Source organism: uncultured Cellulomonas sp. (assembly GCF_947494015.1).
In the GTDB taxonomy this organism is placed as follows: Bacteria; Actinomycetota; Actinomycetes; order Actinomycetales; family Cellulomonadaceae; genus Pengzhenrongella.
Genome location: NZ_CANLTL010000006.1, coordinates 105352 through 122508, shown reverse-complemented (window position 1 = coordinate 122508; position 17157 = coordinate 105352). Strand labels below are relative to the sequence as shown.

Below are 17157 nucleotides of genomic sequence, written 5' to 3'. Positions count from 1 at the left end.
GCTCACCGGCGCGTCCGGCCTCACCGACCCCCCCCGCGCGCACAGCGCGTCCTCCCGATGCAGCGCAGCCCAAGGAGCACCATGCCCGCGACCGACCGACGGCGACCGAGGGGGCCGGCGTTGCTGGCCGTGACCCTCGCTCTCGCCCTGGCAGCCCCGACCGTGGCCTCGGCCGTCGAGAACCCGATCCTCGGGGACGGCACCGTCTACTCGGCCGACCCCGCACCCCTCGTCGTCGACGACACCCTGTACATCTACGCGGGGCGCGACGAGGCGGGCCCGACGACCAACGACTTCGTCATGAACGAGTGGCAGGCGTTCTCGACCACCGACGTCGCGGCGGATCTCGACTCCGGGGCGTGGCAGCACCACCCGGCGCTGATGCGACCCGAGGAGGTGTTCGACTGGGCGACCCCGGGACGCGCCTACGCGGGTGAGGTCGTCGAGGGCACGGACGGCCGCTTCTACTGGTACGTCCCGGTGCACGAGGCGGGCAGCACCTCGCCCGACGCCTTCGGCATCGGCGTCGCGGTCGCCGACGACCCGCTCGGGCCGTGGACCGACCACGCCGGCGGCCCCATCGTGTCCCAGAGCATCCTCGGCAACACCATCCACAACATCGACCCGACGGTGCACATCACCGAGTCCGGCGAGGTGCACATGTGGTGGGGCAGCTTCGGGAACCTGCGCCGGATCGGCCTCGAGCCGGACATGAGGACCCTGCGCGGTGACGTGCAGACGGTGACCGGGCTGAGCGGGTTCTTCGAGGCGCCGTGGGTGTTCGAGCGCAACGGCACCTACTACCTCGCCTACGCGGGCAACAACGCCGGCCCCACCTCGCCGTGCACACCGGCCAACTACCACGCGTGCCTCGCCTATGGGACCGCGCCGGCGCCGGAGGGCCCGTGGACCTACCGCGGCACGATCCTGCCGCCGGTGTCCTCGACCACCAGCCACCCCGGCATCGTCGAGTTCAGGGGCCAGTGGTACCTGACGTACCACACCGCCGACGCGGTGGGCGGCAACCACTTCCGCCGGTCGGTCGCGATCGACGATCTCGAGTGGGACGACACGCAGACCCCGGCGCGGATCCTGCCGGTGCAGACCACCCCCGAGCGCGGGCCGGACCGCACCCCTCGCGCGAACATCGCGCACGCCGCGACCGTCACCGTGTCCAACGAGCCGGTGCCCACCCAGTATTGGGTCAAGTCGCTCAACGACGAGATCATCCGGCCGAACCCGCTCCCGCCGGACCTGTGGGGGACGTGGTCCAGCAACCGGCCCGCGCAGGTCTGGGCGCAGTACACCTGGGACCAGCCGATGCGGGTGAGCGGCTCGCGGATCCAGTTCTGGCGTGACCAGCCGCCCGGCGTGGGCACCGGCGTGTCCACCCCTGACGCCTGGGTCCTGCAGTACCGCGACCTCGCGAGCGGCGAGTGGCGGGACGTCCCGGACCCGAGCGGCTACCCGACCGAGCACGGCGTGCTCCACGAGGTCACCTTCGACCCGGTCACCACGACGCAGCTGCGCGCGGTCCTCGACGGGTCGCCGTCCGCCACCGACCCGGTCACCTACGCCGCGGTCGCGGTGCAGGAGTGGATGGTGCTGGCGGAGCAGGCCACGAGCATCGAGCCGGTCACCGCGACGACCTGGGTGGGTGCCGAGGGCGGCGCCTCCCTGCCGGCGACCGTCACCGCGGCCTACCCCGCAGGCGTCGAGCTCGAGCTGCCGGTCCGGTGGGACGACGTCGACCCCGCCGCGCTCGCGGAGGCGGGCACCGTCACCGTCCAGGGCTGGGTGCTCGGCCATGCGGCCGGGTACGTCGAGGCCTCGGTGACCGTCCTGCCGGACGCGCCGTGGCGCACCAACGTCGCCCCCGCGGCGACGCCGGACGCGTCCTTCACCGCCGGGCACAACAGGGTGACGGCGCTCAACGACGGGGTGCTGCCGACCGCCCCGGTCGATCAGACCCTGCTGTGGGGTACCTGGCCGCAGGTCGGTGAGCAGTGGGTCCGCTACACCTGGTCGGAGCCGGTCACCGTGGGGCGCTCGGAGATCCGGTTCTTCCAGGACGTGACCGACGACGCCGAGGAGGGCGTCAAGGTGCCGCAGTCGTGGCACCTGGAGTACTGGCACGCGGAGACGGCGTCGTGGGTCGAGGTCCCGGGCGCCAGCGGGTACGGCACCTCGGCGGACACGGCCGAGGTGACCACGTTCGACCCGGTGACGACGACGCAGCTGCGCGCCGTCCTGCAGTCGCAGGGCACCGCGGACCGCACCGGGTCCCTGGCGGTCGCCGAGTGGCGCGTGCTGACCGAGGAGCCGGACACCGCCGCCCCCACGGTGCAGGTCCAGGCGTCCGGGGTCGTGGGTGACGCCGGCTGGTACACCTCCGCGGTCACCGCACGGATCACCGCCGACGACGACCGCGACGGTGCGCTGGCGATCACCACGCAGGTCGACGACGGCGAGCCGGTCGTCGTGGCTAGCCGGGAGGCGACGGTCGAGCTCACCGGGCCCGGTGAGCAGGCTCTCGCCGTGACCGTCGAGGACGCCGGCGGCAACACCGCGGAGGCGACGCTCACCGTGTCGATCGACGTCGACGGTCCCGAGGTCGTGGCCGGCTTCCACGCCGGGGGCCGGACCGTGTCCGCCGAGGCGACCGACGCGGTGTCCGGGGTCGACTCGCTCGAGTACTCCGTCGACGGGCTCGGCGGCTGGACCGCGTACACCGGGCCGGTCGTGATGGACGGCCTGCCGCACGACGTGCACGTGCGGGCGACCGACGTCGCGGGCAACACCTCGGCCGTCACGACGGTCGAGGTCCCGCTCGACCCGGACGCCCCGCTGGTCGGCAACATCGCGCCGCTGGCGACCCCGACGGCGTCCTTCACCGCCGGGTGGAACGACGTCGACGCCGTCAACGACGGCCGGGGAGTCAACGCCGGTGGCGACCAGAGCGAGGTGTGGGGGACCTGGACCGGCGCCGAGCCGGAGACCCGGTGGCTGCAGTACGCCTGGGACCGGGAGGTGACCGTCGACCGGACCGAGGTCAGGTTCTGGAGCGACTCCCCTGCCGGGTCGGGCGTGGGCGTAGCGGTGCCGCAGTCCTGGGTGCTCGAGCACTGGGACGACGCCGCGCAGGCGTGGGTCCCCGTCACCGGCGCCAGCGGCTACGGGACGTCCCCGGAGGGCGTGAACGTCACGACGTTCGACCCCGTCACCACCACGCAGCTGCGGGCGACCTTCACCACCCACCCTGCCGACGACGGCGACTCGCGGTCCGCGGTGGCCGTCAGCGAGTGGGAGGTGTTCGCGGCGGACGTCGACCCCGGCCCGGACCCGGACCCCGATCCCGACCCGGACCCCGATCCCGACCCGGACCCGCAGCCCGAGCCGGGTGCGCCGGTGTTCGTCGACGTCTCCCCAGGTCACGTGTTCTACGACGAGATCCGGTGGATGGCCGAGCGCGGACTGGCCGAGGGCTCCCAGGCCGGTGACACGGTCCTCTTCCGTCCGGCGGCCGCGGTCAGCCGGCAGGCGATGGCGGCGTTCATGTACCGGTACGCGGGGGCGGACTGGGTGCCGGCGCAGGGGACGCAGTCGTTCTCCGACGTGCATCCGACGGATCCGTTCTTCGTGCAGATCGAGTGGATGGCCGAGATGGACCTGGCCGGTGGGTACGCGGACGGGACGTTCGGTCCGACGCGTCCGGTGAGCCGGCAGGCGATGGCGGCGTTCCTGCACCGGGCGGCCGGTGAGCCGGTGCCGGGCTCGGCGGCGACGTTCACCGACGTGGCGCCGGGGCATCCGTTCGCGGAGGCGATCGGGTGGCTGGAGGGGGCGGGGATCGCGAAGGGGTATCCGGACGGCTCGTTCGGGACCGCCGTGCCGATCAGCCGGCAGGCGATGGCGGCGTTCCTCCACCGGTACGACAGGTTCCTGACGACCGCTGCGGTGGTGACAGCGCCGTAGTGCGCACGGCAGGGATCGAGGGGCGTGCCGGACCCACCGGCACGCCCCTCGTCGCGCCGAGGTCGCCACGAGGCTGCGCCACGGTGCCGAGGCGCCCGCCGGCACGGTGTGCCGGGACCCACGACCGCCCACCGGCGGGGCTCAGTCCAGCGGCGTGGTGGACCCGCGCGCGACCACGCGGCACGGCAGCGACTCGGTCCCCGACCGGGTGCTGCCGTCGATCGCGGCGAACAGCCGCTGGGCGGCGACCCGGCCCAGGTGCTCGAGGTTGATGTCCACGCTGGTCAGCGGGGGACGGGCGTTCGTGGCGAGCACCTCCCAGTTGTCGAACCCGATCACCGCCACGTCCCCGGGGACGTCCCGGCCCGCCTCGTGCAGCGCGTCGAGCACGCCCCGGGCGATCTGGTCCGAGCCGGCGAAGATCGCGTCCACGTCGGGGTCGCGCTCGAGCAGCATCCGGGTCGCGCCGCGGCCCCACGCCTCGGACCAGCTGCCGTAGTACGCCCGCCCCCCGGCCAGCGCGAGTCCCGCCTCGCCGAGTGCCTCCAGGGCCCCGCGCTCGCGGTCGTGCGCCGCACCGTAGGTCGGGTCCCCACTGATGTGCGCGATCCGCTGCCGGCCGCACGCGACGAGGTGTTCGACCGCCATCCGGCCACCGCCGACGTTGTCGCTGACGATCGACACGTCGCCGGGGTCCTCGGACGGCGCGTAGGCGTACACCACCGGGATGGGGACCTCCGCGGCGAGCGGGGGGCGCGGGTCGGGCCGCGCGCCCACGACGATGAGGCCGTCGACCCGCCGGGAGAGCAGCGCGCGGACGTGGTGCTGCTCGCGGATGGCGTCGCCGCGGGCGTCGCACAGGAAGACCGAGGTCTGGCCCGAGCCGAAGGCGTCCTCCGCGCCCATGAGCACCGGGATCGAGAACCGGCCCTCCAGGTCGGACGTGATCAGCCCCACGGTCCCCGAGCGGCCCGCGAGCAGCCCGCGGGCCAGCGCGTTCGGTGAGAACTGCAGCCGCTCGGCGGCGTCGATGACCCGGGCGCGCGTCTCGGCCTTGACCTGTGCACGGCCGTTGAGCGCCTTGGACGCGGTCGCGATCGAGACCCCGGCGAGGCGGGCGACGTCGGTCAACGTGGTCGCCTTGGATGCTCCTGCCGGGCCTGCCTGTGACGCCACGCGCACCTCCTCGTCGACGCAGGTCGCGATCAGGTCTCGATCCGGCCTCGGGGCGACTGTAGCGCGAGGGGCCCTTGACGCTCATCCTCGTGCGCCATAGATTCAGAAAGCCTTTTCGGGTACGTGGCGAGGTCGGCACGTGGACGGCTCATCGTGGTGTTGTCCCAGCAAGGACGCACCGTCCGAGCCATCCGGTGCAGACGCCGGTGCGGTTACCGATCGAGGTGCAGAAACCAGCAGTAGGTGCGTTGCAGGGGCCCTGGTGGCCCTTGGTGCACGCCGGGGCAGATGCGTGCGGCGCTCAACGACGAGCTCGAGGAGATGAGATGAGGACCACCCGCTTGACGCGTGCGCGTCGCGCGCTGGCCGGCGTCGCCGGTGTCAGCCTGCTCGCCGTAGGCCTGACCGCCTGCGGTTCCGGCGACGGTGGTGACACCCCGCCCGCCGCCGGCGGCGACACCGGCGGCGACACCGAGGCGTGGGAGGGCGTCGACGACGGCACCACGCTGACGCTGTGGACGCGCGCCCCCATGGAGTTCCAGGCGAACCTGCTCGTGGACGCCTACAACGAGACCCACGAGAACCAGGTGGAGCTCACCATCACGCCGAACGACGACTACGTCGCCCGGGTCGGTGCGGCGGCCGGCAGCGGCGACCTGCCCGACCTGTTCGCGGCGGACATCGTCTACGTGCCGAACTGGACCGAGGCCGGTCTGTTCCAGGACATCAGCGAGCGCATCGAGTCGCTGCCGTTCGCCGACGACATCAACCAGGGCCACATCGAGGCCGGCACCTACGAGGATGCGCAGTACGTGCTGCCGTTCGTGCTGGACCTGTCGGTCATCTTCTACAACAAGGAGCTCTACGCCGAGGCCGGCCTGGACCCCGAGCAGGGACCGACCACCCTCGAGGAGTTCAAGGAGCACGCGCTGGCGATCCAGGCCCTGGGCAAGCCCGGCGTCTACGGCACCTACTTCGGTGGCAACTGCGGCGGCTGCGGCGTCTTCACCTGGTTCCCGATGATCTGGGCGTCGGGCGACGAGGTGATGAACGAGGACGGCACCGAGGCGATGCTCGCGTCCGACTCCGCGCAGGAGGTGTACTCCACCTGGCGCGAGCTGTGGGAGGCGGGCGCCGTCGCGCCGGCGTCGCAGGACGAGACCGGTGCCACCTGGGTCGGCGACTTCCAGCAGGGCAACGTCGGCGTCATGCCGTACCCGGCCACGCTGCTGGCGACCGCCGACGAGACGGTCGACGTCGGCGTGGCCCCCATCCCCGGGGTCGACGGCGGCGCCGCGACGTTCATCGGTGGCGACGGCATCGGCATCTCCAAGGACTCCGACGTCACCGACCAGGCGTGGAACTTCCTGGCCTGGATGATGTCCGAGGAGGCCCAGGTCGAGGTGCTCGCCGCGAACGGCAGCACCCCGGCGCGCACGGACCTCGCGGACAACGAGTACGCCGCCGCCGACCCGCGGCTGGTGACCATCAACGAGGTCGCGGGTGCACCGGAGAGCCGCACGCCGTACGCCCCGAACTTCCAGCAGGCCTACAACGCGGCCGGGTCGCCCTGGGTGACGCTGTTCCGCGACGCCGTGTTCGGTGACGGGGACAGCGTCGAGGAGGACAACGAGGCGATCACCGACGTGCTCAGCCAGTAGTCCACCCGTCCCCACGGGCCGGTGGTGCCGACGTCGTCGTCGGCGCCACCGGCCCGCCGGCCCCGCGAAGGAGACGCCGTGGCCAACCTCACCACCCCGACGGTCCCGGAGGCCGCCCGCGAGAAGTCGCGGTCCGGGGGCGTACCCCGCCCCCGCCGACTGCGGGGCTCCCGCTCGCTGTCCGGCATGCTCTACGCGGCCCCGACCGGCGTCATGGTCCTGGTGTTCTTCGTCCTGCCGGTGCTGCTCGTGCTGCAGATGTCGGTGTCCGACTGGGGTCTGTTCGCCGGCAACCGGGGGTTGAACCTGCCGGAGAACTACGTCGACGCCGCCGACAACCGCCTGCTGTGGCCGGCGATCGTGTTCACCGTGAAGTACACGGTGATCACCACGGTCCTGCTGCTGGCCGTCGCGCTGGGCCTGGCGATGGTCGTGCAGGAGGCGAGCCGGTGGCGCAGCGTCCTGCGCACCGCGATCCTCGTGCCGAGCGCACTCGGTCTGGCGTCCGCGTCGCTGCTGTTCTACGCGATCTACTCCCCGCAGAGCAGCCCGATCAACCCGGCCCTGATGGCGCTCGGAGTCGTCCAGGAGCCGATCTCGTTCCTGGGGACGCCGACCTCGGCGCTGTGGTCGACGGTGTTCCTCATCGTGTGGCGGTTCGCCGGGTTCTACATGCTGCTGCTGATGGTGGGGCTGCAGGGCATCCCCGGTGACGTGTACGAGGCCGCGCACATCGACGGCGCGAACCGCTGGCAGATCTTCAGCCGGATCACGCTGCCGCTGCTGCGGCCATCCCTGGCGCTGTGCACGATCCTGTGCGTCACCGGGTCCCTGCTCGCGTTCGACCAGTTCTACATCCTGACCAAGGGCGGACCGGACAACAGCACGATCACGATCGTCCAGCTCATCTACAACATGGCCTTCGCCGGCGGCAACGATCTGGGGCTGGCCGCCGCGCTGTCGGTCATGGTCCTGATCGCCCTGCTGGCCATCAACGCCCTGCAGTTCCGCGGGCTGCGCGGCAAGGAGAACTGACGTGACCGCAACCGACCACGCGCCGGGCCCCGCCGGCACGACGACCCGCCGTGCCCCGGGTCGCGGGGACCACCACCACGGCGACGACGGCCCGAACCCGCTGCTGCGCACCCCCTACTACGTCCTGACCGGCGGGCTCGCGCTGCTGTTCCTGGCGCCCCTGGTGTGGGCCGCGGTCGCGTCGGTGTCGCCGCAGGGCGGTACGGCGCAGACCGACGGCTGGGGGCTGGGCAACTACTCCACGCTCGCCGCGTACGGGGCCGGGCTGGGCCAGTACTTGCTGAACTCCACGATCGTCTCGCTGCTGACCGTGGTGTTCACGCTGTCCATCTCGCTGCTCGGTGGCTACGCGTTCGCCAGGTTCCGCTTCCCGGGCAAGAACCTGCTGTTCCTGGTGACCCTGGCCATCCTCATGGTCCCGTACGCGACGCTGCTGATCCCGCTGTACGTGCTGCTCAACGCGATCGGCCTGCAGAACTCCCTGGTCGGGCTGGCGCTCGTGCTGACCATGTTCCAGCTGCCGTTCGCCACCTTCATGATGCGGATCTCGTTCGAGGCCGTCCCCAAGGAGCTCGAGGAGGCGGCGCTGGTCGACGGCTGCGGCACGTTCTCGGCGCTGGTGCGGGTGCTCGTGCCGGCGGTCAAGCCCGGGCTGATCACGGTCGGGCTGTTCGCGTTCCTGGCCGCCTGGAACGACTTCATCGCCCCGCTGATCCTCATCAGCGACGCCACCAAGGTGCCGCTGCCGCTCGCGGTGGCGAACATGCGCCAGCAGGTGATGGGGATCATCGACTACGGCGCCACCGAGGCGGGTGTCGTCGTGCTGGCTCTTCCCTGCGTCGTGCTGTTCCTGGCCCTCCAGCGTCACTACGTACGCGGTTTCATGTCCGGCGCACTCAAAGGTTGAACCCATGACTTCCGACACCACGTCCCGCAGCTCCGCGCCGACGGCGACCACCGCTGCCACCGCGACCGGCGACGCCGTCCCGGTCCCGCCCGATGCCGAGGCCGGCGCAGCGCCCGGGCCCACGCCGTCCGGCGGCCGGGCCGGCACCATCGCCCCGGTCGTGCCGTCCCGCGCCGTGCTGCGTCCGCTGGGCCTGGACGAGGTCCGCATCACCGGCGGCTTCTGGGGCCGCCGCCAGCAGGTCAACGGCGCGGCCACCCTGGCGCACATCGAGCTGTGGCTCGAGCGCGAGGGGTGGCTGGGCAACTTCGACGCGGCGGTCGAGGGACGGCTGCCCGCGGACCGCCGCGGACGGGAGTTCTCCGACTCCGAGGTGTACAAGCTCCTGGAGGCCATGGCCTGGGAGATCGGGCGTACCCGGGACGAGGCCCTCGAGGCTCGCTTCGAGGCGATCGTGGCCCGCGTCGCCGCGGCGCAGGAGCCGGACGGCTACCTCAGCACCCGGTTCGGCCGGCCCGGCCAGGCCCCCCGGTACTCCGACCTGGAGTGGGGCCACGAGCTCTACTGCTTCGGGCACCTCGTCCAGGCGGCCGTCGCCCGGGCACGGACGCGTCCCGCCGACGGCGACGACGCACTGGTCACCGTGGCGCGGCGGGCCGCCGACCACGTGTGCGAGGTGTTCGGTGCGGGCGGCATCGAATCGGTGTGCGGGCACCCCGAGATCGAGCCGGCCCTCGTCGAGCTGTACCGGGTGACCGGCGAGGAGCGGTACCTGGAGCAGGCGCGCCTGTTCCTCGAGCGCCGCGGGCACGGGGTGCTCGAGGACGTCGAGTTCGGACGGGCGTACTTCCAGGACGACCTGCCGGTGCGGGACGCCACCGTGCTGCGCGGGCACGCCGTGCGCGCCACCTACCTGTCGGCCGGCGCCGTGGACCTCGCGTCCGAGACCGGCGACGGGGACCTGCTCGACGCCGTCAGCCACCAGCTCGACACCACGGTGGCCCGGCGCACCTACCTCACCGGCGGGATGGGGTCACGGCACCAGGACGAGGCGTTCGGCCCGGACTACGTGCTGCCCCCCGACCGCGCCTACTCCGAGACGTGCGCCGGGATCGGGTCGGTCATGCTCAGCTGGCGGCTGCTGCTCGCCGACGGGTCGCCCGCCCGCGGTGACCTCATCGAGCGGACCCTGTACAACGTCGTCGCGACGTCGCCGTCCCCCGAGGGCACCGCGTTCTACTACACGAACACCCTGCACCAGCGGGAGCTGGCCACGGTGCCCGAGGAGGACGTGGCCAGTCCACGCGCCGCCTCGTCCCTGCGGGCGCCGTGGTTCGGCGTCTCCTGCTGCCCCACCAACGTCGCCCGCACCTTCGCGAGCCTGGCCGCCTACCTGGCCACGGTGGACGATGACGGCCTCCAGCTCCACCAGTACGCCCCGGCGGAGATCCGCACCGCCCTGCCGGACGGCCGCGCCGTCGCGGTCGACGTCGTGACGGACTACCCCCGCACGGGGGAGGTCCGCGTGCGGGTCGCCGGCGTCGACACGCACCGGTGGACGCTGACCCTGCGGGTCCCCGCCTGGGCGACCGGGGCGACCCTGGAGGTCGCCGGCGAGCGCCGGGTGGTCGAGCCCGGTGCCGTGCGGGTCACCTGCGACTTCGCGCCGGGTGACGAGGTCGTCCTGGGGCTGCCCCTCGAGCCGCGGTTCGTCCGGGCCGACCCACGGATCGACGCGGTCCGTGGCTGCGTGGCGGTCGAGCGGGGACCGGAGGTGCTGTGCGTGGAGTCCGTCGACCTGCCGGGGACGGCGCACGTCGACGTCGTGCGGATCGATCCCGGGGTGGCGCCGCAGGACCGCGGTGACCACGTCGTCGCGCGGGGCGCCCTGGTGGACCTGGCCGAGCACGCCTGGCCGTACGGGGACGGCATCGACCGGGAGGTCGCGGACCAGGGCGCCGCGGGCACCGAGATCGTGCTGCGGCCGTACCACGACTGGGCGACGCGTGGCCCGTCCACCATGCGCGTGTGGGTGCCCACCTGACGCCGTGACGACGCCCGAGCCCCGGGCGGCAGGTACCGGGCGACCGAATCGACGTCGTCGTCGACGAGGACCTCGAGGTCGTGCTCCCGGCCGACCGCCCGGTGCTCCTCGAGCAGCGCCACCGGGTCGGGGTCGTCCGGCGGGGCGAACGCCTGCGCCAGCACCTCCACGGTGCCGGTCAGGCCCGTGGGCAGCGCGCGCACCTTCGTGCCGAGCGCGCCACCGACCGGGTGACGCCGGGTGCACCGGTCGGGTGAGTAGAGCACCCGGATGGCCCCCGGCCGGGGCCGCCGCGCTCGTGCCGGTGCCCGGGGGCGTCGATGGCGAGGAGGGAGGACGTCGTCATCGAGAGGAACCACCATGCGCAGAGCCCGGATGATCGGCGCGGCGCTGCTGCTGCCGGCTCTCCTGTCCCAGGCGGGGACCACGCACGCGGCCACCGCGCCGGTCACGTCGCGGGCCGTCGTCGCGGACGGGCCGCTGCCGGCCGCGACCGGGTCAGCGGTCGCCGGCGGTGCAGCGCCCGCGGTCACGTCTCACTCGCAGCATGCCGCCGTCGTCGCGGTGGCGTGGCCGGGTGAGGTGACCATGACGGCCAGGACCACGGCCTCGACGCCGTCCGGGCAGGGCAAGGGCGGCGGGGGCGGCAAGGGCGGGACGACGGCGCCCGCGGAGCCGGTGCCCGTGCCGGTCGCGCCGCTGCCGCTCCCCGGGGAGCCTGCGCCGCCCGCGCCCGTCCCCGAGCCGCCGACCGGGAGCACCACCCCGGCGCCGGCCGCGGACGACGTCGCCCGCCGCACGGTGCCGCTGGGTGTCACGGTCCCCTGGGGACCGCTGGACGCGCAGGCACTCGCCGCCACGGCCGCGACCGTCGGCGTCGGCCCCTCGTACCTGCAGTGGTACACGGGCTGGGGCGAGGCGCCCGACGTCGCCAAGCTGCAGGCCGTCGTGGACGCCGGCGCCGTGCCGGTCGTCACCTGGGAACCGTGGGTGTGGACCGACGGCGTGACCCAGCCGCGGTTCGCGATGTCGACCGTGGTCGCCGGCGACCACGACGCCTACCTGACCGCGTGGGCCGACGCGCTCGCGGCCTGGGGCGGTCCGGTCATGCTGCGGTTCGCGCACGAGGCGAACGGGGACTGGTACCCCTGGTCGGCCGGGGTGAACGGGACCACCGCGGCGGACCACGTCGCCGCCTGGCGCCACGTGCACGACCTGTTCGCCGCCCGCGGCGCGCACGCCGTGCAGTGGGTGTGGGCGCCGAACGTGGTCTACCCGGGCTCGACGCCGCTGACCGCGCTGTACCCCGGCGGCGACTACGTCGACGTCGTCGGGGTGGACGGCTACAACTGGGGCACCTCGGTGGCCTGGGAGCGCTGGCGCACCCCGGCCGAGGTCTTCGACCCGACCCTGGCCGAGCTCCGCGCGCTCGCGCCGGGCAAGCCGCTGCTGGTGACCGAGACGGCGTCGACCGAGCTCGGCGGCGACAAGGCGGCCTGGGTGGCGGCTCTGGGCACGTGGGCGGCGGCCCAGCCCGACCTGGGCGGGGTGATCTGGTTCGACGAGAACAAGGAGACCGACTGGCGCCTCAGCAGCTCGCCGACGTCGGCCGCCGCCTTCCGGGCCGCGTTCGCCCCGGAGCGCTGACCGGTCAGATCGCGGCCAGCGCCGCCCGCACCCGCTTCTCCGACACCGGCACGGCCGTGCCCAGCCCCTGCGCGAACAGGCTCACCCGCAGCTCCTCGAGCAGCCACCGGACGTCGGCCAGCGCGGCGGTCCGGGCGGGGTCGGGCGGGCCGGCCGCGACCCGCTCCCGGGCGGCGTCGAGCAGGGTCTGCAGGTCGTGCACCTTCCAGGCGAGCTCGGCGTCGCGGTTGGGGTTGTCCGGCGCCTTGGCGAGCCGGTGCCGGGCCGCGCGCAGGTAGCGCACCAGGTTCGGCAGGCGCGTGGCGCCGGTCTCGAGCACGAAGCCGTCGTGGACGAGGTCGGCCAGCTGCTCGCGCACGTCCTGCAGCGTGTTGAGCAGGGCCAGGCTGGTGCCGGCCCGCACGTCGGCGTCGAGCTCGCGGGCGGCCCCGAGCACGGCGACGAGGTCCGTGATGATGCGGTGCACGGTGTCCTCGAGCCGCGGCCGGACCGCGTCCCGCAGCGCGCGGTAGGCGGCGGCGTCGCGGACCGGGGCGGCGTCCCCCAGGAGCTGGTCCACCGCGGCGAGCTGCACGTCGGCGACGAGCGCGTCGGTGGTGCGGTACGGGCTCGCCGCGAGGGTCAGCGCCTGGGTGCCGCTCCAGCGGGTGGTGACCCGGGACGTCGCCAGGGCGACCTCGGACGTGAGCAGCCTGCGCACCCCGCGCCGGTGCTCCGCGGCCTGCCGTCGGGCGTCGGCGAGCACCCGCAGCGCGACCGTCGGCTCGTGCCGCGGGCCGGGCTCCTCCACCAGTGCGGGATAGCCGCGGATCACCAGGCCGCCGGGTCCGGACGTCTCGACGACCTCGGGCAATTGACCGTCCGGCAGGTCGTCCGGCCACGTCCGCAGCCCGGTGCGCTCGGCGACGGGCGAGGGGAGCGCGACAACGGACGCCCCGCTGCCCGCCGTGCCGTGGTCGGCGGGCGCCCCGTCGTCGGCGGCAGGCACGGACCGGGTGGTCGAGGTCGCCCCGGTGGCCGCGGCGCCGGAGTCCATCGGGCCCGTGCGCGCCTCGCGTGCGGCGTCGCGCATCGCGTCGCGGACGGCGGAGCGCACCGCGACCCGGACGGCGTCCTGGGTGCGCGCGGCCAGCCGGCGCTGCAGCACGACGAGGTCCTTGCCCTCGTCGAGCACGACGGCGCCGCCGCCCCGCTCCTCCTCGACCCGGAAGGTCATCCGCAGGTGCGGCGGCAGGCGTTCGTCGTCCCAGGCGTCGTCGGGCACGACGACGTCGCGCAGGGCACGCACCGCGGCCGCGACGGCCTCGTGGAAGGAGCCGGCCATGTCGGCGGCGCGGACCGTGTCCGTCCACGCCGGCAGGTTCGCGTCGATCCAGGCGACCACCTCGCGGGCGACGTCCGGGGCCGGCACGAGCTGCACCCGGACCGGCTTGGGCAGGGACCGGACGAGCGCGACGACGAGCTCCTCGCGCAGACCGGGGACCATCCAGTCGAAGCCCTCGGGTCGCACCCGGTCCAGCACGACGAGCGGGACGTGCACCGTGACGCCGTCGGCGTCGGTGCCGGGCTGGAACTGGTAGGTCAGCGGCAGCTCGAGGTCGCCCTGCGGCCACACCGACGGGAAGTCGGCCTCGGAGACCTCGGCGTCGTCGGCGACGAGCATCGCGAGGGTGAACGTGAGGCTGTCCGGGTCCTGGCGGCGGGCGGACTTCCACCAGGTGTCGAAGTGGCGCGAGGAGACGACGTCGGCGGGGATGCGCTCGTCGTAGAAGGCGTACAGCGCGTCGTCGTCGACCACGAGGTCGCGGCGCCGCGCGCGGTGCTCGAGGCTCTCGGCCTGGGCCAGGAGTGCCCGGTTGTCGTGGAAGAACGCGTGGTGCGTGGTCCACTCGCCCTCGACCAAGGCGTGCCGGATGAACAGCTCGCGGGCGTGCTCGGGGTCGACCTTGGCGTACAGCACCCGGCGCTGGGCGACGATCGGCACGCCGTAGAGCAGCACCCGCTCGAACGCCATCGCCGCACCCTGCTTGGTGGACCAGGTCGGCTCGGAGTAGGTGCGCTTGACCAGGTGGGCGGCCAGGTCCTCGGCCCACTCGGGCTGGATGCGGGCGGCGTCGCGGGCCCACAGCCGCGAGGTCTCGACGAGCTCGCCGGCCATGATCCAGGCCGGCGGCTTCCGGGACAGCGGCGAGCCGGGGAAGATCGCGAACCGCGCGCCGCGGGCGCCGACGTACTCGTTGCGGCCCCCCTTGCGCGGCTTGGGCGGCGGCGCGCCCTTCCCTGCCTTCGCGGTGGCGCGGACCTCGGTGACCTCCTGCATGCCGATCTGGCTGAGCAGGCCGGACAGCACCGAGACGTGGATGCGGTCGGCGTCCCAGTCCAGCCGAAGGGAGGTGGCGTCGCCGCCGGCGTCCGAGGCGAGCGTGTCCTGCGCGGCGCCGGGGGCGGTGCGGCGCCGCGGGGGCGTCGCGGCCGGCGAGGACGACGCGGCGGAGGACGGCGTGCTCGACGACGGCGTGCTGGACGACGACGTGGACGTGCCCGGCGGGTGCCGCGGCGGCTCGACCCGGATGTCGAGCGGCTTCGCCATCTCCCGCAGCTGGGTCACCACGTCCTGCCACTCGCGCAGCCGCAGGTAGTTCAGGTGCTCGGCGCGGCACAGCCGCCGGAACGCCGACCCGGACAGCTCGCGCTGGGAGTCCTTCACGTACTGCCACAGGTTCAGGTAGGTGAGGAAGTCCGACGACGGGTCCGCGAACCGCGCGTGCAGCTGGTCGGCCTGCGGCCGCTGCTCAGCGGGTCGCTCGCGCGGGTCCTGGATGGACAGCGCCGCCGCGATCACCATCACCTCGCGCGCGACGCCGCGCCGCCCGCCCTCGACGATCATCCGGGCCAGCCGGGGGTCCATCGGCAGCTGCGCGAGCGCCCGGCCGGTGTCGGTGAGCCGCTGCGCCGGGGTGGTGCCGTCCGCGGCGGTGCCGCGGGCCTCGAGCGCACCGAGCTCGGTGAGCAGCTGGACGCCGTCGCGGATCGAGCGCACGTCCGGCGGCTCGACGAAGGGGAACCGGGCGACGTCGTCGGGCGTGGCGGCGACGCCGACGGCGACCATCTGCAGGATCACCGAGGCGAGCGAGGTGCGCAGGATCTCCGGCTCGGTGAACTCCGGCCGGGACGCGAAGTCCTCGTCCGAGTACAGCCGGATCGCGATGCCCTCGGCGACGCGGCCGCACCGCCCCGAGCGCTGGTTGGCGCTGGCCTGCGAGATCGGCTCGATCGGCAGGCGCTGCACCTTGGTGGCCTTGGAGAACCGCGAGATGCGGGCGGTCCCGGGGTCGATCACGTACCGGATCCCCGGCACGGTCAGCGAGGTCTCGGCGACGTTGGTGGCCAGCACGACCCGTCGGGTGGAGTGCCGCTCGAACACGCGGTGCTGCTCGGCGGACGACAGCCGGGCGTACAGCGGGACGATCTCGACCGCGTCCGGGTGCCGGGGGTCGGTCACGCGCGGGCCCAGCGCGCCGGTGAGGGCGTCCTCGGCGTCGCGGATCTCCCGCTCGCCGGACAGGAACACCAGGATGTCGCCGGGCCCCTCGGCGCACAGCTCGTCGACGGCGTCGGTGATCGCCGTCATGAGGTCGCGGTCCTCGCCGCGCTTGCCCGACGGGGTGGACGGCGCGCCCGCCGGCTTGCGCAGCGGGGTGCCGAGCTCGAGCTCCTCGTCGTCACCGGTGCCGACGTCGTCCGGCGACAGCGGCCGGTAGCGGATCTCGACGGGGTAGGTGCGTCCGCTGACCTCGACCACCGGGGCGGGGACGCCGTCGGGGTGCTCGGGCGTGGCCGGCCCGGCGAAGTGCCGGGCGAACCGCTCGGAGTCGATGGTCGCCGACGTGATGACGACCTTGAGGTCCGGGCGCTGCGGCAGCAGCCGGGTCAGGTAGCCGAGGATGAAGTCGATGTTGAGCGACCGCTCGTGCGCCTCGTCGATGATCAGCGTGTCGTAGCCGCGCAGCATCGGGTCGCGCTGGATCTGGGCGAGCAGGATGCCGTCGGTCATGACCCGCACGAGCGTCTCGTCGGACGACGTGTCCGTGAACCGCACCTGGTAGCCGACGATCTGGCCCAGCTCCGTGCCGACCTCCTCGGCGATCCGCTCGGCGACGGTGCGCGCGGCGATCCGGCGCGGCTGGGTGTGGCCGATCTGCCCGTCCCGGCCCCGGCCCAGGTCGAGCAGGATCTTGGGCAGCTGGGTCGTCTTCCCCGACCCGGTGGCGCCGGAGACGATGACGACCTGGTGGTCGCGGATCGCGGCGGCGATGTCGTCCCGGCGCCCGGACACGGGCAGCTCGGGCGGGTAGGTGACCGGCGGGACGACGACCCGGTGCCGGATCTCGGCCTTGCGGGCCACCCGGGCGACCTGGCGGGCGTCGGCCTCGGCGGGGTCGAGCGGGCCGCGCCCGTCCCGGGGCCCCCGGTGCTGGCCGTCGGCCTGACCCGACCCGCCGCGACGTCGACGGGGCCGGCTGCCGCGGCGAGCCCCCTGCCGCGGTGTGCCGCCGGCGTCGGGCGCCTCGGGACGGCGGTCCCGGTCGGTGGTGCTCTCGACGTCGCTCACGACGGACCATTCTCCCCGACGCGTGACGGGTGGGCGCGCGCACGGCGGTCGGCGGGTGCGCGCGCGGAGTCGTGCCGAGCGCGAGCGAGCCGTGCCGGCG

8 protein-coding genes are annotated in these 17157 nt (G+C 73.9%); 6 read left to right on the top strand and 2 right to left on the bottom strand.

The window, feature by feature from the left end:
• Positions 1-81 precede the first annotated feature (81 nt).
• Positions 82-3975, top strand: coding sequence for a family 43 glycosylhydrolase (locus tag Q0840_RS08730; RefSeq protein ID WP_298458837.1), 3894 nt, complete (start codon positions 82-84; stop codon positions 3973-3975).
• 141 nt (positions 3976-4116) lie between these two features.
• Here the strand turns inward: Q0840_RS08730 and Q0840_RS08725 are convergent, their stop codons facing one another.
• A complete protein-coding gene (locus Q0840_RS08725; protein ID WP_298458835.1) occupies positions 4117-5151 on the bottom strand; it encodes a LacI family DNA-binding transcriptional regulator in 1035 nt (344 codons plus the stop codon).
• A gap of 326 nt (positions 5152-5477) precedes the next feature.
• Between Q0840_RS08725 and Q0840_RS08720 the strand changes: the two genes are divergently transcribed.
• From Q0840_RS08720 to Q0840_RS08700, 5 genes are all read left to right on the top strand, one after another.
• On the top strand, positions 5478-6812 hold the full coding sequence (locus Q0840_RS08720) for an ABC transporter substrate-binding protein (RefSeq protein ID WP_298458832.1): 1335 nt from the start codon (positions 5478-5480) through the stop codon (positions 6810-6812).
• A gap of 78 nt (positions 6813-6890) precedes the next feature.
• Positions 6891-7847, top strand: coding sequence for a carbohydrate ABC transporter permease (locus Q0840_RS08715; RefSeq protein WP_298458830.1), 957 nt, complete (start codon positions 6891-6893; stop codon positions 7845-7847).
• Between the two features lie 100 nt (positions 7848-7947).
• A complete protein-coding gene (locus Q0840_RS08710) occupies positions 7948-8754 on the top strand; it encodes a carbohydrate ABC transporter permease (protein ID WP_298459077.1) in 807 nt (268 codons plus the stop codon).
• Positions 8755-8758: 4 nt separating this feature from the next.
• Positions 8759-10798 (top strand): glycoside hydrolase family 127 protein, encoded by a 2040-nt coding sequence (locus tag Q0840_RS08705; RefSeq protein ID WP_298458827.1) that lies wholly within the window; start codon positions 8759-8761, stop codon positions 10796-10798.
• Positions 10799-11158: 360 nt separating this feature from the next.
• Positions 11159-12445, top strand: coding sequence for a glycoside hydrolase family 26 protein (locus Q0840_RS08700; RefSeq protein WP_298458824.1), 1287 nt, complete (start codon positions 11159-11161; stop codon positions 12443-12445).
• A gap of 4 nt (positions 12446-12449) precedes the next feature.
• Here Q0840_RS08700 and hrpA read toward each other — a convergent pair whose 3' ends face one another.
• Positions 12450-17057, bottom strand: a complete 4608-nt coding sequence (gene hrpA, locus Q0840_RS08695; protein WP_298458821.1) for an ATP-dependent RNA helicase HrpA — start codon at positions 17055-17057, stop codon at positions 12450-12452.
• Between the last annotated feature and the right edge of the window lie 100 nt (positions 17058-17157).